The 18,109-nt window shown below is 54.1% G+C and carries 14 protein-coding genes; 7 read left to right on the top strand and 7 right to left on the bottom strand.

The window, feature by feature from the left end; genetic code table 11:
- The first annotated feature begins 59 nt into the window (after window positions 1-59).
- Together pdxJ and acpS are read left to right on the top strand one after the other, a co-directional pair.
- Window positions 60-791, top strand: coding sequence for a pyridoxine 5'-phosphate synthase (gene pdxJ, locus ACX9GT_RS18740; protein WP_473188172.1), 732 nt, complete (start codon window positions 60-62; stop codon window positions 789-791).
- Window positions 791-1,171 carry a holo-ACP synthase gene (gene acpS, locus ACX9GT_RS18735; RefSeq protein WP_473188171.1) on the top strand — a complete coding sequence of 127 codons (381 nt, stop codon included), beginning with the start codon at window positions 791-793 and terminating at the stop codon, window positions 1,169-1,171. Before pdxJ ends, acpS begins: the two co-directional genes overlap by 1 nt.
- A 63-nt stretch (window positions 1,172-1,234) precedes the next feature.
- Here acpS and ACX9GT_RS18730 read toward each other — a convergent pair whose 3' ends face one another.
- A complete protein-coding gene (locus tag ACX9GT_RS18730; RefSeq protein ID WP_473188170.1) occupies window positions 1,235-1,495 on the bottom strand; it encodes a YfhL family 4Fe-4S dicluster ferredoxin in 261 nt (86 codons plus the stop codon).
- A 452-nt stretch (window positions 1,496-1,947) separates the two neighbouring features.
- Here ACX9GT_RS18730 and ACX9GT_RS18725 point away from each other — a divergent pair, with 452 nt between their 5' ends.
- Window positions 1,948-3,576: a GMC oxidoreductase gene (locus ACX9GT_RS18725; RefSeq protein WP_473188169.1), complete on the top strand. Its 1,629-nt coding sequence runs from the start codon at window positions 1,948-1,950 to the stop codon at window positions 3,574-3,576.
- 43 nt (window positions 3,577-3,619) lie between these two features.
- On the opposite strand, the gene ACX9GT_RS18720 is transcribed toward ACX9GT_RS18725, so the two are convergent.
- Window positions 3,620-4,471, bottom strand: a complete 852-nt coding sequence (locus tag ACX9GT_RS18720; protein ID WP_473188168.1) for a MurR/RpiR family transcriptional regulator — start codon at window positions 4,469-4,471, stop codon at window positions 3,620-3,622.
- Window positions 4,472-4,692: 221 nt separating this feature from the next.
- Here ACX9GT_RS18720 and murQ point away from each other — a divergent pair, with 221 nt between their 5' ends.
- Both murQ and yfhb read left to right on the top strand, forming a co-directional pair.
- The gene (murQ, locus tag ACX9GT_RS18715) at window positions 4,693-5,586 is read left to right on the top strand and encodes an N-acetylmuramic acid 6-phosphate etherase (protein ID WP_473188167.1); all 894 of its coding nucleotides are present in this window, start codon (window positions 4,693-4,695) and stop codon (window positions 5,584-5,586) included.
- Window positions 5,587-5,618: 32 nt separating this feature from the next.
- Window positions 5,619-6,275 carry a phosphatidylglycerophosphatase C gene (gene yfhb / locus ACX9GT_RS18710; RefSeq protein ID WP_473188166.1) on the top strand — a complete coding sequence of 219 codons (657 nt, stop codon included), beginning with the start codon at window positions 5,619-5,621 and terminating at the stop codon, window positions 6,273-6,275.
- A gap of 59 nt (window positions 6,276-6,334) precedes the next feature.
- Here the strand turns inward: yfhb and ACX9GT_RS18705 are convergent, their stop codons facing one another.
- Genes ACX9GT_RS18705 through ACX9GT_RS18690 form a run of 4 tightly spaced genes read right to left on the bottom strand, consistent with a single transcriptional unit; the run spans window position 6,335 to window position 11,040 of the window.
- Entirely contained in the window at window positions 6,335-7,387 is a 1,053-nt protein-coding gene (locus ACX9GT_RS18705) for a DUF2157 domain-containing protein (protein WP_473188165.1), read from the bottom strand.
- Between the two features lie 35 nt (window positions 7,388-7,422).
- On the bottom strand, window positions 7,423-8,112 hold the full coding sequence (locus ACX9GT_RS18700; RefSeq protein ID WP_473188164.1) for a response regulator transcription factor: 690 nt from the start codon (window positions 8,110-8,112) through the stop codon (window positions 7,423-7,425).
- The gene (locus tag ACX9GT_RS18695) at window positions 8,109-9,653 is read right to left on the bottom strand and encodes a sensor histidine kinase (RefSeq protein WP_473188163.1); all 1,545 of its coding nucleotides are present in this window, start codon (window positions 9,651-9,653) and stop codon (window positions 8,109-8,111) included. The genes ACX9GT_RS18700 and ACX9GT_RS18695 overlap by 4 nt, the downstream gene beginning before the upstream one ends.
- 55 nt (window positions 9,654-9,708) lie before the next feature.
- Window positions 9,709-11,040, bottom strand: a complete 1,332-nt coding sequence (locus ACX9GT_RS18690; protein WP_473191637.1) for a vWA domain-containing protein — start codon at window positions 11,038-11,040, stop codon at window positions 9,709-9,711.
- A 239-nt stretch (window positions 11,041-11,279) separates the two neighbouring features.
- Here ACX9GT_RS18690 and tadA point away from each other — a divergent pair, with 239 nt between their 5' ends.
- Window positions 11,280-11,786: a tRNA adenosine(34) deaminase TadA gene (tadA, locus tag ACX9GT_RS18685; protein WP_473188162.1), complete on the top strand. Its 507-nt coding sequence runs from the start codon at window positions 11,280-11,282 to the stop codon at window positions 11,784-11,786.
- Here the strand turns inward: tadA and mltF are convergent, their stop codons facing one another.
- On the bottom strand, window positions 11,787-13,247 hold the full coding sequence (mltF, locus tag ACX9GT_RS18680; RefSeq protein WP_473188161.1) for a membrane-bound lytic murein transglycosylase MltF: 1,461 nt from the start codon (window positions 13,245-13,247) through the stop codon (window positions 11,787-11,789).
- A 276-nt stretch (window positions 13,248-13,523) separates the two neighbouring features.
- On the opposite strand from mltF, the gene purL reads away from it, so the two are divergent.
- Window positions 13,524-17,417 carry a phosphoribosylformylglycinamidine synthase gene (gene purL / locus ACX9GT_RS18675; RefSeq protein WP_473191636.1) on the top strand — a complete coding sequence of 1,298 codons (3,894 nt, stop codon included), beginning with the start codon at window positions 13,524-13,526 and terminating at the stop codon, window positions 17,415-17,417.
- Window positions 17,418-18,109: the final 692 nt, after the last annotated feature.

Raw genomic sequence — 18,109 nt, 5'->3', positions numbered from 1 at the left:
GCCGGTTTCCGCAGGCGTGTAAACTGCTGCTACTGAACATCGTTATTGAGAGGATTGTCATGGCTGATTTGCTGCTGGGCGTTAATATCGATCATATCGCCACGTTACGTAACGCGCGCGGAACTCACTATCCGGATCCGGTTCAGGCGGCCTTTATTGCCGAGCAGGCCGGTGCCGACGGCATTACCGTTCACTTGCGGGAAGATCGCCGCCATATCACCGATCGTGATGTGCGTATTCTGCGTCAGACGATCCAGACGCGCATGAATCTGGAAATGGCGGTCACCGACGAAATGTTGGATATCGCCATTGAGCTGAAGCCGCATTTTTGCTGCCTGGTGCCGGAAAAACGCCAGGAAGTGACCACCGAAGGCGGGTTGGACGTGGCCGGGCAACTGGACAAAATGACCGTGGCGGTCGAGCGGCTATCCCAAGCCGGGATCCTGGTTTCACTGTTTATTGATGCCGATCACCGCCAGATCGACGCCGCCGTTGCGGTTGGTGCTCCTTATATCGAGATCCACACCGGTGCCTATGCTGAGGCCGAAGGTGAACTGGCCGTGCAGGCTGAGCTGAAACGCATTGCCTCGGCGGCAACCTACGCCGCAGGTAAAGGGCTGAAGGTGAATGCCGGTCATGGCCTGACTTACCACAATGTCCAACCAATTGCAGCGATGCCGGAAATGCACGAACTGAATATCGGCCATGCGATTATCGGCCAGGCGGTGATGAGTGGTTTACCGGCGGCGGTGGCGGATATGAAACTGCTGATGCGCGAAGCACGCCGCTGATGGCGATCCTGGGTTTAGGTACCGACATCGTCGAGATAGCGCGCATCGAAGCGGTGGTGGAACGCAGCGGCGATCGTTTGGCGCGGCGGGTGTTGAGCCAGGCCGAATGGGAAGCGTATCAGCAACATCAGCAACCGATACGATTTCTGGCCAAGCGCTTTGCGGTGAAAGAAGCAGCCGCTAAAGCCTTTGGCACCGGGATCCGCAACGGTTTGGCTTTCAATCAGTTTGAAGTATTTAACGATGGTCTGGGCAAGCCCAATATCCGCCTGCATGAAAGTGCCGCTGAACTGGCGCAGAAAATGGGGGTTGTTTCGATCCACGTTTCTCTGGCAGATGAGCGCCGTTATGCCTGTGCCACCGTGATTATCGAAGGGTGATGGATTTCAGCTAACGCAAGGGCTCAGCATTTTGGGCCCGATGTTCCACCACTGCGCTTCGGTTCACAACCGATCGGCGTGGTGCAGCAGCACAAATTTTTCCCACAGCTGTTCCTGATTTTCGACGTGCTGTGGATCGGTAATGATGGTGTTGTCGATCGGGCAAACCTGCTGGCAGGTTGGTGTATCATAGTGGCCAACGCATTCGGTGCAGCGATTGGCGTCGATCTGGTAAATGTCATCCCCCATCGAAATGGCCTGATTTGGGCACTCCGGTTCGCACATATCGCAATTGATACAGCGTTTGGTAATCAATAGGGCCATTGCAGTTATTTACCTTTCTATCTTGTCATTTCAACGCCGCGCACTTTATCACAGAACCTGGTACATAAGCATCGGTGTTGCGGTGCTAAAACCCTTCCTTTGGGCCGAAGCGATAGGCTCGCACCTCTTTGGCTATGCGTCCAACTTCCCATCAGTTGCATTCCCCTGGTTATCTTTTAGTTAATGTCAGACATGTTGTAGATCTTCTTTATTCATTAGTAATTTGAAAGCGATGGTGATCGCTAGTTTAAATCGTATTTTTTCTTATTGCCTTATATTTTAATAAGAAAATTACTGTATAAAAATAACTCTACGTAATAATGACGCTATTTTGTTTGTTTTTTGGACTTTAAACCTGTGTTAATATCAAGTTTTTCTAATTGATTTTTGTTGTGGCTGGGACAGCATCAATAGTCATGTAAGGCAATTACTAAAATAAATGGAGTTTTAATATGGTATCTCGTAGACGATTTCTTCTGGGCTGTGGCGCTATAGGTGCAGGAAGCCTCACTGGTTTAAATTCAACCTCGGCACATGCCACAATATCGGCAATCAATACGCTGAAATATAAAATTCACGTTCCTGAAATTTTCCAAACGGTAAAGCGCCCTCCGGCTTATACACCCGTTATTGTTATCGGCTCAGGTTTTGGTGGAGCGGTTTCGGCTTTACGTTTCTCGCAGGCTGGCGAGAAAGTGACCGTGCTGGAGAGGGGGGTTAAATGGCCAACCGGGCCATTTCGTACCACCTTTACCAACGATACATTGCCTGACGGCAGGGCGTTTTGGCACCGCAATAGCGCCAAGATGATCGCTGGCAATACCGCTTATTTTGATAAATTTGCCGGTGTGATGGATGCCACTGATTATGCCAACATGACGGTATGGCGGGGTGCCGCAGTGGGTGGTGGCTCGGTTATTTTTACCGGCGTGATGATTCAACCGGAACGTCAGTATTTCGATGCAATCTTTGGTGGTGGTGTCAATTACGACGAAATGGATAAAAAATATTTTCCGCTAGTGCGTAAAATGTTAAATCTCAATTCAATGCCACTGGATATTTATAACAGCTCGCCATTTGGCCATTCACGCATCTGGGATCAACAGTCAAGAAAAGCGGGTTACACCACTTCACCGATTGACTCGATCTTCAACTGGGATGTGATTAGAGCCGAACTGACAGGGCGTAGCCTGCCTTCCGCTATCTCCGGTGCCAGTAACCACGGTAACAGCAACGGTGCCAAGTACGACTTAAACCAGAACTACCTGAAGCAGGCAGAGGCGACCGGGTTAACGACGATTTACCCTGGGCATGAGGTTTCTGATATTTCTTGGGATGGCCGCCGTTATCTGATCAGCGTGACTCAATGTTCGCCTGAAGGTAAGCAACTGAACCGTTATGAACTGTCTTGCGATCGCCTCGTGTTGGCTGCGGGTTCGATCGGCACGACAGAGTTGCTGGTCAAGGCTCAGGCCAAGGGCACGTTACCGAACCTCAACGAAGAGATCGGCCAAGGCTGGGGGACCAACGGCGATACTATTGTGACGCGCAGTTTCTCGCCGATCAAAGGGCTACAGCAGGCTTCGCCAAGTGCCTCACGCATCCACGACAAAAATGCTGGCCTGCCGGTGACCTTAGAAAACTGGTACGTGCCGGGTGTTCCGGTCAACTTGGGCATTATTGGCTCGCTGGGTATGGCGTTTGATGAAACCAATCGTGGGAACTTCGTTTACGACAAGGCGAAAGGCAAGGTCAATCTGCGTTGGGCGGCTAATGGTAATGCCGACATCGTGGAAGCCGCCCGCTATGTGAATAACCGGATTTGTGATGCTAACGGCGTTGTCCCTGGCGTACCGATCTTTAAAGAGGATGTTGCCGGTATGAACTGGACGGCGCACCCTCTGGGCGGAGCCGTGCTGGATAAAGCACTGGATAATGAAGGGCGGGTCATCGGCTATAACGGCTTGTACGTAATGGACGGCGCTGCCATTCCTGGTACGACCGGTTCTGTTAACCCATCTCTGACTATCACCGCGCTTGCAGAACGCAACATTGAACGGATTATTGCTGCTGGGGGTTAATACAGCCTAGGCTCAATCCACGGGCTGCGTTGTATAACGCAGCCTATTTCCCGAGTTTTTTCACCAGTTGTTCACTGTGGCGGATCCGATCGCAGGCATGTTCAAGATCGTGTTGGATCAGCGCCATAAACAGCAAATCGGTCAGAGCAAACTGTGCGGTACTGGAAGAGATGGCAGCACTGCGGGTATTGGGTTCTTCGGCAATGGTATACAGGCAGTGATCGGCGCGCTGCTGTAGGCTATTGGGGGAGAAACTGGTCAAGGCCAGCACCTGCGCACCGGCAATCCGGGCTTCTTCTGCGGTCAGATTGATTTCACGCCGTTCACCGCTGAACGAAATTGCCAGCAGCAGATCTTCTTTGCTCAACGCTTGCACGGTGGCCAACTGAACGTGCATATCTGCTTCTGCCACGGCCATCACGCCAATTTTCAGCAACTTAAATGACAGATCTTTCGCCACCAGCCCAGAAGCACCAAGCCCCACCAGCACCACCCGCCGTGCCGCACGCAGCATATCCAAAGCAGTATTCAGCCGTTGCTCGCTGTTGATATCCAGCGTTGCGCGTAACGCTGCCTGCTTTTCAGCCAGTAATTTTTCACCCACGGCTTTCAGCGAATCGCTGCTGAGGATCTGATTATGGACGGTAACGGTAGGTTCAGCCTGCGGTTGGGCCAGTGCCTCACTCAGGGCCAGCTTTAAAGCGGGGAAACCTTTATAACCCATTTTCTGAGCAAATTTGACCACGCTGGATTGGCTGACGCCTGCCAACTGGGCCAGTTTCTGTGAGCTGAGATGGCGTGCCTGCTCGGCGTTATGCAGCAGAAAGTCTGCCAGCTTGCGGTCATTTTGCGCCAGTGTCGGGTACATCTGGCGAATGCGAAGAAGGGTACTCATCAGGTTGTATTCCGTAATGGGTTGTGACGCCGTCAGTCGGCGGAAAAACCATAATCTATGATTTTTTCCTTTGAGCCAGCAGGCATTCTGCCATGTGGTAGTGAAAGGATTAACGAAAAGTTTTGTAATTTTACCTTTAAAATAACAAATATCCCGCATTGTGTTGATAAAATATTCAAATATTGATTTAATTTTATGAATTAAAAATTCAAGGTGATGAAATGAATTTAGGTGCATTAGTATCAGAAACCCGCAATCCCGCTACCATGATGCTGGATGAGATGTCCTCGCTTGAGATGATGATCTGCTTTAATAACGAAGATCGTAAAGTTCCGGAAGCTATTGCCAAGGTATTGCCAGAGATCGCTCAGGCGGTGGATTTGGCCGCTGCCGCTTTGCAGGCCGGTGGGCGTTTGATTTACCTGGGGGCGGGGACCAGCGGCCGATTAGGCGTGCTGGATGCTTCTGAATGCCCGCCGACCTTCGGTGTGCCACACGACCTGGTGATCGGTTTGATTGCGGGTGGGCCAGGAGCAATGTTTAAAGCGGTAGAAGGCGCTGAAGATGACGTTTCGTTAGGTGAAACCGACCTGAAAGCGTTGAATCTGGAGGCGCGTGATATGGTGGTTGGTCTGGCCGCCTCGGGGCGCACGCCTTATGTCATTGGGGCATTGCAGTTTGCTCGCAAGATGGGGTGCCCGACGGTGGCGATCTCCTGTAACCCAGGTTCTCCGATTGCCAAAGACGCGCAGGTGGCTATTTCGCCGGTGGTTGGCCCGGAAGCCTTAACCGGCTCTACCCGCATGAAATCGGGCACCGCGCAGAAACTGGTTTTGAACATGATCTCTACCGGTGCAATGGTCAAACTGGGTAAGGTTTATCAGAACCTGATGGTGGATGTGAAAGCCACCAATGACAAACTGGTGGACCGTGCCTGCCGCATCGTGATGGAAGCCACCGGTGCAGTTCGCAGCCAGGCGGAAGAGGCGCTGGCCCAAACCGGGTTTGAGGTAAAACCCGCTATCCTGATGATTCTGGCAGACGTTACGGCTGCCGAAGCGCAGCAGCGGTTGCAGCAGCATCAGGGGTATTTGCGTGCGGCATTGACGCGCTAAATCGGTTTAATCGTATTCTTGAGGAGCAGCATTTGACCGAACAACCAAGTCAGACGGCGGCACCAACTCGCCGCGTGGTGTTTTTTGACCTGGATGGGACGCTACATCAGGAAGATATGTTTGGCAGTTTCCTGCGTTTTTTGCTGCGGCACTTGCCGCTGAATTTAGCGCTGGTGCTGCCGTTGTCGCCCGTAGTGGGGTTGGGCATGCTGATTGGCGGGCGTGCCGCGCGCTGGCCGGTGAGCTTGCTGTTATGGGCGATGACGTTTGGCCGATCTGAGGCCAGGCTGAAAGCGCTGGAACAGCGCTTTATCGCTGATTTCCGTCAGAAAGTGACCGCGTTTCCAGTAGTACAGATGCGCCTGCGCCAGTATCTTGACCAACAGGAGGCTCAGGTATGGCTGATTACCGGTTCCCCGGAGCAACTGGTGCAGCAGGTTTATCAGGATTCTACTTTCTTGCCGCGGGTGAATTTGATCGGCAGCCGCACGGCACGCCGTTACGGTGGTTGGGTGCTGACGGTGCGTTGCTTAGGCAGGCAGAAAGTGTTGCAACTGGAACAACGTCTCGGTTCACCACTGAAACTGTACAGTGGTTACAGCGACAGTAAGCAGGATAACCCGCTGCTGTTTTTCTGCGAGCATCGTTGGCGGGTCAGTAAGCAAGGTGAGTTGCAGCAGTTGGAGTAGATCTGGTGGTCTATCAGGCTGCGTTTTTCGTGACGCAGCCTGAATATGAGTGATATCAATCAGTCATCGGCCACATCCTGCGGTTGGTGGCCCAACCGCCAGATTTTTTCCGCATAGTGGCCTAATGCCCACAGGCTTAACCCCAGCACAACAAAGAAAAACGCCTTCGGCATACTGTCCCAGAAGAACTCAAAGAACCGGGTGTACAGATTAATCCCGAGGAAGGTCAAACCAAATCCGCGCAGCATGCCGTCATCGTGCTTCAGCCCGAGCCAAGTAGCGGCGGCGGCAGCGATGCCAAACAGCAGGCTCCAGTGCAACAGTTCTATCTGGTGTACGCTGTACCAACTGTCCAGATCGCCATAGTTACCGAAGATCGACAGGATCCACAGCGCGATAAACAGATACAGCAGCCCCATGGCCAGCGAAACCCGATCCAGCCCGCGTTGGGCCAACGCGGGTTTCAGCAGTAGTGCAACAGCAATTAACACCATGCCGAAAGCAATAAAACGAATCGGATAACTCATACCCAGCCAGTAGGCTCCCCAGCCGGACAGGTAGCCGGTTTCTGCCCCAAAGGCGTTGCCGAGTGACAGCAAGGCAAACCACCACACCAGCCCGGAACGGCTGAACCAGCCGATAACGCCATACAACACTGCGCCCAACATCAGCAGCACCGATACCCGCCCGCTGCCGTTATCCTGCCAGACGCCCAATTGCCACAGCGCGCAGGCGGTGAGCAGAATGGCAATAAACAGAATGGCTTCATTGCTGTAGCGTTTGTCCGGATAGCGTAGGCGGCGGCGTAGCGCCCAGAGATAGACCGGAGCGGCCAGCACGGCGGCGATCGCCATGCGCACTGGCGCATCAAAGCGGAACAGTTCGCTGAGCTGCTCCAGCAGCCAACTGTCGGTAAACAGGCTGGTGATAGCGATCACCAGCGAAGCCAGCGCAGCAAGAAACGCGTAACGAGCCAGCCGACGCCAGTCAAAAGGTTGCACCTGCATATTTTGCAGCAGGTGCTGCTGTTGTTCGGCGCTGAGCGCACCTTCTTCCACCCAACCGCTGAGCGCTTTGCGCACCACCACGGCATTTTTCTTGCTGAGTTTCATGTTTGCGTCCTTGAATAACACCGATTGATGCTGACTTAGCTTGACTGGTAGCGATAACCCATACCGTGCACCGTGCGAACCAGCACCGGATTAAGCGGATCTCGTTCAATGGCCTTGCGCAGCTTGGAAATATGCTGATCGAGCGTGCGGCTTTGCGGCAGATGATCGTATCCCCAAACGGCGTCAAACAGCATATCCCGAGTTACCACCCGGTTTTTATGCTGATACAGATAACGCAGGATATTGACCTCGCGTAGCGACAGTTCAAGACGCTGCTCCAGGCGCATGGCACACAGTTCATTAGGGAAGACCGTCAGATCGCCAAACGGGAAGCTGCTATCTTCTTCTGCATCTGGCGTTTGACGCAGGCAACGCCGGGCGATGGTCTTGATCCTGGCACGCATTTCATGAATACCGAAGGGCTTACTGATGTAATCGTCTGCGCCGAGTTCCAGCCCGATCACCCGATCAATCTCCTCATCTTTGGCCGACAGGAAAACGATGGGGATCTGTTGGTCGTGCTTGCGGATCTCCTTGCACACTTTATATCCATCCAGCTCCGGCATCATGATGTCGAGAATAATAAAGTCTGGTTGCTGCTGGCGATACAGTGCCAGCGCCTGCGCCCCATTTTCTGCCGCGATAGGTCGGTAGCCTTCATGTGCCAGCACCTCCATCAGGCCGTTGCGGATGTGGGCATCGTCTTCGGCGATCAATATTTTCATTGGCACTGTTCCTTATCGGTGATGGCCTCTGGCCCAGCGGTTAGCGGGAGTGTCAGGGTAAAGCAACTGCCGGTTGGGCCACTGGTGACAGAGATCTCCCCTTGCAAACTGGTCGCCAGTTGCCGGGAGATGGTCAAGCCAATACCGGTACCGGAAACGCCTTCGGTAATGCTGCTTTTCACCCGATAAAACGGTTGGAAAATGGCCTTCAGCTCTTTTGCTGCGATGCCGCTGCCGTAGTCGCGCACTCGGATCAGCACATGGCTATCGCTTTGTTCGGCAATAAGTTCTACCCGTTTACCCTGTGCTGCATACTTTTCAGCGTTGCTGAGAAAGTTGCTGATAATCTGCGTCAGGCGATCCACGTCAGTGGTGAGATGAATTTCGGCGTGGACGAGCAGCACCAATTCCATTTGCCTGGCGCTGAAGGCGGGGATAAAGGCGTGGTAAATCTTGTTCAACAACGGGCTCAGTGCTACCGGCTGTAAGTGTACTTTGGGGGCTTTGGTAAAGCTGAGGATATTCTGGATCAGGCGTGAGAGGCGTTGGCTCTCATTGAGAATCACCTCAAGATAGCGCTGGTTTGGTGAATGCTCTGGGTGCTCTTCCTGCTGCAACTCCTGCAACATCTCCGCATACAGGGAGATATTGGTCAACGGCGTTTTCAACTCGTGGGAGACCTGGCCAACGAAGTTGACCTGCTGTTGGGCAAGCCGCAACTGACGGGTATATTCGCGGTACAGGTATAGCATGGCCAACCCGACGAGCGCGATCAGCAGCAGGATCAGCAGGCCGCCCCAGAGATAGGCGGTATAGCCGTTAAGCGTTTTGGCGTAATAATCTATCTGCCAGGCGCTCAGCGGATAAGGCAGTCGCTGGGAGTCCAGCGCCGTTTGCCCGTCGGCCAACGGCGCATCGCCGCTCTGATAGATCAGACGCCCGTCATCCAGTACCCGTACCGTATTCGGCGTATAGTCGAATGCCAGCGTGTTAATCACGTCGGACAGCAGCTTAACGTAAGAAAACTTGAATCCGATCAGTTGATTGCCGCGCTGCTGCCAGTAAATCAGCAGCGGCTCGCCGAACTCACGGCTAAGGTACCAACCGGAGGTCGGTTGGGTTCGCTCATTGGTAAAGTAGTGGCTGTAAAGCAGACTCGGATCCTGCACGATGGGCGTGATAGCCTGTACCCAGGTTTTTTCTTTTTCGGTCAGCGCCGCCTGAGTATTGGGGAACAACAGCCGGTTTTTCTCCAGCACAAAGAGCGCATCAATGCTGCTCTCTTGGGCGACTAATTCATTGAGCGCTTTACTGTCCAACGGGATATAGGTGGCGACAGAACTGAGGCGTACCGCGTTCTGATTCAGCAGGTCCATAATAAAGGTACTGACTTGGGTGGTATGGCTCTGTGCCAGACGCTGATTCTGGTAATGGCGCAGCAAGGCTTCGTGGGTCAGGGTACGATAGCCAAAGTAGGCGATCGCCGCGCAGATCAGCAACGTGGTAAAGGTAAAGAGAAACAGACTTTTTGACGACTTCATGACCCATCCCATGGCGGCGCTGAGCCCGTTTACTGACTCAGCGCGGAGTTGACCTTTACTTCTGCTGTTGTTTGACGTTGTAGTTCTGCTCTTTGAGTTCCTTACGGTAGGTGGCGGCTTCTTTACTGTCAATGTCCTCTGCCAGCTTGCGCTGTTTCTCCGTGCTCTCCCTCACCTTTTTCTCCGCAACCGGGCTGGAGAACGACAGGCCGCCGAGTTTGGTCGCATTGGATTCCAGCACTTTCTTTGCTTCATCTTTGCGGCCCGCATCGATTAGCCGGATAGCTTCGTCGTTGGCCAGCGCCGTTTTCTGAATCTCTGATTCGGCCAGCACCTCCTGCTGCACGGCATCGCTGACCTTCGCCGCGGAACGGCTGTAGCTGACGGTGACCCGTTCGTTGACACGATCCTGCTGCTTACTGCTGAGATTCAGGTAGCTGACGCTGACATCGGCCAGCTCTTTTTGCTGATTGTCTGTGCCCGTTTCTGGGATCACCTCCAGCAGGACGTATTTTTCCTGATTGGAATAAAGCTGATTCAGTTTGACGTTAACCACATTGCCGGAAATTTCACCATCACGCCCAAGCAAGCGTACCGGCTTGACGCGATCGCGGGTCTTGATCTGGACGACAACGTCCTGTGCCACCACCGACATGACATCCTGAAACTCTCGGGTGAAAGCGGTTTCCAGATCGGCCGAGTTTGCGACAAAGGCGTGGTTGCCGTCGCTGTAACCGGCGATGGCGGTCATTAAATCTTCGTTATAGTCGTCGCCCAGCCCGATGGTGGTGATGGCGATCCCTTTCTTGGCCGCGATACGGGCCAGCTCGGCCAGTTCGCTGATGGAGGTTGGGCCGGTGTTCGCCTGGCCGTCAGAGAGCAGAATAATCCGGTTTACCTGCTCGTTATTCAGGTGTTTATCCACCTGACCAATGCCTTTGCTGACCCCGGCAAACAGCGCGGTCATGCCTTGTGGGTGAATATGCTGCTGAATGCGGGCGATCAGCGCGGGTTTGTTGCTGACCTTGGTGGCGGGGATAATCACTTCGGCGCTGTTATCGTAAGCCACCACCGACAGCGTATCCGTTGGATTAAGCATATTCACCGCTAAAATCGCCGCCTCTCTGGCTTTTTCGATCCGATCACCGCTCATCGAGGTGGAACGGTCAATCACCAGCGCCAGGTTGATCGGGCTGCGGCGTTGGCTGTCAAGATTGAAACCGGTCAGGGAGATCTTCAGATAGTTTCTATCTTCACTGTTCACCAGCATCACCGGGGCGGCGAGCTCTGACTTAACGCTGACCACGGGGGATGCCGTTTTTGCCAGACCGAACAGCGGGAACAGAGTGAGAGTTAATAGGATTGCTGCCTGTTTTATTTTCACGATAGTGCCTCTTATGCAGGACTCGGGGAGTAGTGCAGCGATTATTCACCTTATCATGGGCTGAGTTGTCTGTTCGCTGTATAAAGTTGTCAAAATTTTGTAAAACAGCGACTTATTGCAGGGGCGAGCTTCTGTGAACACACCCCAACGGGCCACAGACCGATTTGTTGCGGTGCTGCTGCGATAAAAGGGGGCTACTGTGTATAATGCCCGCCGCAAAAAAGCGCACGAGGATTGATGTAATGAATGAATACAATGACGAATACTGGATGCGCCAGGCGTTGAGCCTGGCCCTGCGTGCGCAGGAAGAGGGTGAAGTGCCGGTAGGGGCGCTACTGGTGCTGGATAATCAGGTGATTGGCGAAGGCTGGAACCGGCCGATTGGCCGCCACGATCCTACCGCTCATGCGGAGATCATGGCGCTGCGCCAAGGGGGCTCGGTCTTGCAGAATTATCGCCTGCTGAACGCCACACTCTACGTTACGCTGGAACCCTGCGTAATGTGCGCTGGGGCGATGATCCATAGCCGCATCCGCCGCCTGGTGTACGGCGCGGCGGATGAGAAAACCGGTGCCGCCGGTTCGCTGGTGGATATTCTGCGCCATCCGGGTATGAATCATCAGGTTGAGATCGTTGCGGGAGTGTTGGCAGAAGAGTGCGCCGCGACGCTCAGCAACTTCTTCCGTTGCCGCCGTGAACAGAAAAAATCGCTGAAACAGGCGCTGCGTAGCGAGAAAGATCCAGAGTAATCAGTAGTTCAGCGCCAGCTTGGCTTCTACCGCCGGATAACCTGGTGCCAGTTCAGCCTGTTTTATGGCTGCCTGCGCCGCCTTCTTCTCTTTTTCCTGTAGATAACCCACCAGGCTGACCTGATAGCGGCGGATATTTTCCACGTAGTTATAGGCTTCATGACCACGGGCATAGCCATAGGTGAGTAAGGGGGAATAGCGTTTCTGGCTGAGCATCGGCAAGCGCTGTTTGACATCCACCCAGCGATCGGGGTTGCCCTGCTGGTTTTTGGTTAGTTTGCGGGCATCCAGCATATGACCCCAACCCATGTTATAGGCCGCCAGAGCGAACCAGATGCGTTCGTCTTCCGGTACGCTGTCCGGCACTTTTGCCATCAGGCGTTGCAAGTAAAGCGCGCCACCCTGAATACTCTCTTCCGGATCAAGCCGATCATTGACGCCCAAGCCATCGGCGGTGGCGCGTGTCAGCATCATCAGCCCGCGCACGCCGGTCGGGGAGGTGGCCTGCGGGTTCCAGTGGGATTCCTGATAGGCAATGGCTGCCAGCAACTTCCAGTCGATCTCATTGGCATGCTTTTCAAACAATGAACGGAAGTTAGGCAACACTGAGTCGATCGCCGACAGGAAGGTTCTGGTATCGACATAATCGAAGCTACCCACATGGCCAAGGTATTTTTCTTCGAGCCGCGCCAGCGTACCGTCTTCCACTTTCTGGCTGTAGAAATCCAGCAGCGCGGCATACAGGCTGTTATCGCTGCTGCGCTTCAGGTACCAGGTCACCGGTTCTTCATCGGTCACGTCAAACGCCACCGCCAGTTGTGGGTGAATACGCTGTAGCAGAGCAATGGTGACGGAATCACCAATGGTGTAATCAAGCTTGCCATCGGCGACCTGCTCCAGCAGTTCCTTGGAGGTGAGATCGCTCGAGGCTTCCCAACTCAGGGTGGGGTATTTATTCTGCTTGAGCTGTTTTAGCGTGCTGACGTGCGCCGAGCCTGAAGCTACCGCCAGCTTGCCTTTCATATCGGCAAAGGTTTTTGGCCGCGAAGTACCGAGCCGGTAAACCGCCTGTTGGGAAACCGAGTAGTAGGCCGGGCCGGTGCTGGCGCGGCTGAGACGATCCGGGTTGTAAATCAGGCCAGCGGCCAGCAGATCGGCGTTATCATCATCCAGATCGTCAAACAGATCGTTGATGTTCTGGTGTGGGATCACCACCAGTTTCACGCCCAGATAGTTGGCGAAGCTTTTTGCCAACTCATAGTCAAGGCCACTCGGCCCTTGCTTGGTGGTGAAATAGGTTAACGGCGAATTCAACGTACTGATCCGCAGCTCTCCCCGTGATTTGATCGCTTCAAGTTGACCACCCAGGCCACCGCGCCAAGCAATATTGGGCCACAGGGCGAGTGCCAGAAGCAAGGTGACAACACCGATTAGAATGTAATTTATTTTTATTCGTTTCAAATAGTTATCTCAAATAAACGCACGCTTTCAGTTAGCTGGAATACGGGATTGATCATGGTTAAATCACCAGTGTTGGGGGCATTTTGCGTAACTAAACGCCAGCGTGCAACTTTATTGACACGTTATGGTAAATCGATAACGGAAAGCGCTTTTATCAATAATAGCTACGCAAACGGTTTCGTCGGCGGCGCGGATTCTCTATAATGGCGCGCGTTTTCCCCTGTTGCGCCCAATGAAGTACTGAAGTTCAGTTGCTTCGAAGACGAGAGAACTTTGATTATGGAAATATTGCGTGGTTCGCCCGCTTTGTCGGCTTTTCGTATTACCAAACTGCTGTCCCGCTGCCAGGACGCTCAACTCCCGGTCAGTGATATCTACGCCGAATACGTCCACTTTGCCGATGTTAGCGCACCGCTAAGTGCTGAAGAACATGCCAAGCTTCAGCGGTTGCTCAAGTATGGCCCCTCTCTCGCTGAACATGCCCCGGAAGGCCGCCTGCTGCTGGTCACGCCGCGTCCAGGCACCATTTCTCCCTGGTCTTCCAAAGCCACCGACATTGCGCACAACTGTGGCCTGGCCCAGGTGATTCGCCTTGAACGTGGCCTGGCATTTTATGTCACCGCACCTGCGCTTGATGAAACCCAGTGGCAAACACTGGCTGCGTTGTTGCACGATCGCATGATGGAAACCGTCTTCAGCGAGTTGCAGCAGGCAGAAAAACTGTTTTCTCATCACCAACCCGCCCCTTATCAGACGGTCGACATACTGGGCCAAGGTCGCAGCGCACTGGAGCAGGCCAACGCGAAGCTCGGCTTGGCGCTGGCACAGGATGAGATTGACTATCTGCTGAATGCGTTTACCGGTTTGGGGCGCAACCCAACGGATATCGAACTGTATATGTTCGCGCAGGCCAACTCCGAACATTGCCGCCACAAGATTTTCAATGCCGATTGGATCATCGACGGTGAGCAGCAACCTAAGTCGCTGTTCAAAATGATCAAAAACACCTTCGAACAGACGCCGGACTACGTGCTGTCAGCCTATAAAGATAACGCCGCCGTGATGGAAGGTTCGCAGGTAGGCCGCTTCTTTGCTGCGCCGGAAAACGGCCTCTATGACTATCATCAGGAAGAGGCACATATCCTGATGAAAGTAGAAACCCACAACCACCCGACGGCGATCTCGCCGTGGCCGGGGGCCGCTACCGGTTCCGGTGGCGAGATCCGTGATGAAGGGGCTACCGGCCGCGGCGCGAAGCCGAAAGCCGGTCTGGTGGGTTTCTCCGTCTCCAACCTGCGCATTCCTGGTTTTGAACAGCCGTGGGAGCAGGATTTTGGCAAACCGGATCGCATCGTCACCGCGCTGGATATCATGACCGACGGCCCGTTAGGGGGCGCTGCGTTTAACAACGAATTTGGCCGCCCGGCGCTGGTGGGTTATTTCCGCACTTATGAAGAACGCGTCAACAGCCATAACGGCGTTGAGCTGCGCGGTTATCACAAGCCGATCATGCTGGCGGGCGGTCTGGGTAACATCCGTGCCGATCACGTGCAGAAAGGCGAGATCACCGTGGGTGCCAAACTGGTGGTGCTAGGCGGCCCGGCGATGAATATCGGTTTGGGCGGCGGTGCAGCCTCTTCTATGGCATCTGGTCAGTCTGATGCGGATCTGGACTTTGCTTCGGTACAGCGTGACAACCCGGAAATGGAACGCCGTTGCCAAGAAGTGATCGATCGCTGCTGGCAGTTGGGCGATCACAACCCGATTTTGTTTATTCACGACGTGGGTGCCGGTGGCCTGTCGAATGCGATGCCAGAGCTGGTGAGCGACGGTGGTCGCGGTGGTCGTTTTGAACTGCGTGACATCCTGAATGATGAACCGGGCATGAGCCCGCTCGAAGTGTGGTGTAACGAATCGCAGGAGCGTTACGTGCTGGCGGTGGCTCCTGAACAGATGGCGCAGTTTGATGCCATCTGCCGCCGCGAGCGTGCGCCTTATGCGGTGATTGGTGAAGCTACAGAAGAACTGCACCTGACGCTTAACGATCGCCACTTCGACAATCAGCCGATCGATATGCCACTGGACGTGTTGCTGGGTAAAACGCCAAAAATGACGCGCGACGTTCAGCGCCAGCAGGCGCAAGGCGAAGCGTTGCAGCGCGCAGAGATCACCATAGCCGAGGCGGTGAAACGCGTGCTGCACTTGCCCGCTGTGGCAGAGAAAACCTTCCTGATCACCATTGGTGACCGTACCGTGACCGGTATGGTAGCGCGTGACCAGATGGTTGGCCCATGGCAGATCCCAGTGGCCGACTGCGCGGTCACCACCGCCAGTTTGGACAGTTACTACGGTGAAGCTATGTCGATCGGCGAACGTGCGCCGGTGGCCTTGCTGGACTTTGCCGCCTCTGCCCGTTTGGCCGTGGGGGAAGCGCTGACCAACCTGGCGGCGACCGAAATCGGTTCGCTGAAGCGCGTGAAGCTTTCTGCCAACTGGATGGCGGCAGCGGGTCACCCTGGTGAAGATGCTGGCCTGTATGCAGCGGTAAAAGCCGTGGGTGAAGAGCTGTGCCCGGCGTTAGGCATTACCATTCCGGTGGGCAAAGATTCGATGTCGATGAAAACCCGCTGGCAGGAAGGTAATGAACAACGCGAGATGACCTCGCCGCTTTCGCTGGTGATCACCGCGTTTGCCCGTGTTGAAGATGTGCGCCACACCGTGACGCCGCAACTGCGTACGGATAAAGGCGATACCGCGCTGTTGCTGATCGACTTGGGTAATGGTCACAATGCGCTGGGGGCTACGGCGTTGGCGCAGGTTTATCGCCAACTGGGCGACAAACCGGCCGATGTGCGTAACGTTGAGCAACTGGCTGGTTTCTTCAATGCGATGCAGCAACTGGTGGCGGATCGCGCGTTGCTGGCTTATCACGATCGTTCCGACGGTGGCCTGTTGGTCACACTGGCAGAAATGGCCTTTGCTGGCCACTGCGGTGTGAATGTTGATATCCAGGCTTTGGGTGACGATGCGCTGGCCGCCCTGTTCAACGAAGAGTTGGGTGCGGTGGTTCAGGTTGCTACCGCGCAGTTGGCTGCCGTGCAGCAGGTGTTTGCCGAGCATGGCTTGACCGACAACATACATCATATCGGCAGCGTGCAGAGTGGCGATCGCTTTGAGATCGTCTGCGCAGGCCAACCGGTGTACAGCGAAAGCCGCAATACGCTGCGCACCTGGTGGGCCGCAACCACCTGGCAGATGCAGCGCCTGCGTGATAACCCGGAGTGTGCCGATCAGGAACATCAGGCCAAACAGGACGATCGCGATCCTGGTCTGAACGTTAAGCTGACCTTCGCACCGGGTGAAGACATTGCCGCACCTTATATTGCCAAGGGCGCGCGTCCGAAAGTGGCGGTGTTGCGTGAACAGGGCGTTAACTCCCACGTTGAGATGGCGGCTGCGTTCCACCGGGCCGGTTTCGACGCGGTTGATGTGCATATGAGCGATCTGCTGGCAGGGCGTCGCGATCTGCAGGAGTTCCACACGCTGGTTGCCTGCGGTGGTTTCTCGTACGGTGACGTGCTGGGCGCCGGTGAAGGTTGGGCGAAATCAATTCTGTTCAACGATCGCGTACGCGATGAGTTTGCCGAGTTCTTCCATCGGCCACAAACCTTGGCATTGGGTGTTTGCAACGGTTGCCAGATGATGTCCAACCTGCGTGAACTGATCCCAGGGGCTGAACACTGGCCGCGCTTTGTGCGTAACCTGTCGGATCGCTTTGAAGCCCGTTTCAGCCTGGTAGAAGTGGTTGCCGGTCCATCGCTGTTTATGCAGGGCATGGCCGGTTCACGTATGCCAATCGCGGTTTCTCATGGCGAAGGTCATGTGGAAGTGCGCGACGCGGCACATCTGGCGGCGCTGGAACATCATGGTCTGGTGGCTCTGCGCTTTGTAGATAATGCCGGTCAGGTGACCGAGGCTTACCCGGCAAACCCGAACGGTTCACCGAACGGCATCACCGCAGTGACCAGCAGCGATGGACGCGCCACCGTTATGATGCCGCATCCGGAACGAGTATTCCGCACGGTCAGCAACTCCTGGCACCCGGAAGAGTGGGGGGAAGACAGCCCTTGGATGCGCATGTTCCGCAACGCGCGTAAGCAACTGGGCTGATTGATTCTGCTCGCTTGAAGCGTAATTCACTGGGGCGCAAAATATTGCGCCCTTTTTATTGCTTTATATTTTAATAAGTTACAGGTGTTTTCGGTTTTTTGCGACAAACGCCATCTTGGGTGTCTCTAAAAAGAGACATCTAACGTGTTGATTTTATTGATGAGTAATTTTACAGGGATAAGTTGTCGGTATTTGGCGACGGTACGATGGGTTATAACTCATAAGGTATAACCCAGATTGGTAGGTTTAAATGGGTTTAAAATAAATTAACCAATAAAATCAATTAATTAATAAATTAATTTAAAACTTGGCACGAGTAGTGCATTATATCATTCAGTTGCTCATTCAACTTTTTATGACGGCCCCGTATTTAGACGGAATTCTGCCTCATAAGCCTCCGAATGATGCCAAAGAAATGGTGCCTATCGTCCAACTAAACCGATAACAGACGCGTAAGCGGCTTTATCAAGCATCGGACGACACGTTGAGTGAGGCACCGCCTTGTATCCAACTGTGATGATGTGTTCATCAATTCCGGATACTTAAGGATGCTATTCGTCCTATTCGATGCCAGCCTTGTGCTACATCACCCTGGGGACGAGGTGTAAGGGCATCCACACATCTTATTGCGATGGGGCATTCTTGCCCCAGCGTCAATATCAAAAGCGCATTCGCACTGTTGTCATATTGTC

This window comes from Serratia sp. YWN4 (genome assembly GCF_055790845.1).
Note: the sequence above shows the minus strand (reverse complement) of the source record. Positions and strands in the feature narration are given on the sequence as shown.

Bases quoted from the DNA above. Each gene is read 5' to 3' on its own strand.
- ACX9GT_RS18695 (WP_473188163.1), bottom strand. From the start codon at position 9,653: ATGAAGTCGTCAAAAAGTCTGTTTCTCTTTACCTTTACCACGTTGCTG.
- ACX9GT_RS18705 (WP_473188165.1), bottom strand. From the start codon at position 7,387: ATGAAACTCAGCAAGAAAAATGCCGTGGTGGTGCGCAAAGCGCTCAGC.
- tadA (WP_473188162.1), top strand. From the start codon at position 11,280: ATGAATGAATACAATGACGAATACTGGATGCGCCAGGCGTTGAGCCTG.
- acpS (WP_473188171.1), top strand. From the start codon at position 791: ATGGCGATCCTGGGTTTAGGTACCGACATCGTCGAGATAGCGCGCATC.
- murQ (WP_473188167.1), top strand. From the start codon at position 4,693: ATGAATTTAGGTGCATTAGTATCAGAAACCCGCAATCCCGCTACCATG.
- ACX9GT_RS18720 (WP_473188168.1), bottom strand. From the start codon at position 4,471: ATGAGTACCCTTCTTCGCATTCGCCAGATGTACCCGACACTGGCGCAA.
- ACX9GT_RS18730 (WP_473188170.1), bottom strand. From the start codon at position 1,495: ATGGCCCTATTGATTACCAAACGCTGTATCAATTGCGATATGTGCGAA.
- pdxJ (WP_473188172.1), top strand. From the start codon at position 60: ATGGCTGATTTGCTGCTGGGCGTTAATATCGATCATATCGCCACGTTA.
- ACX9GT_RS18725 (WP_473188169.1), top strand. From the start codon at position 1,948: ATGGTATCTCGTAGACGATTTCTTCTGGGCTGTGGCGCTATAGGTGCA.
- ACX9GT_RS18700 (WP_473188164.1), bottom strand. From the start codon at position 8,112: ATGAAAATATTGATCGCCGAAGACGATGCCCACATCCGCAACGGCCTG.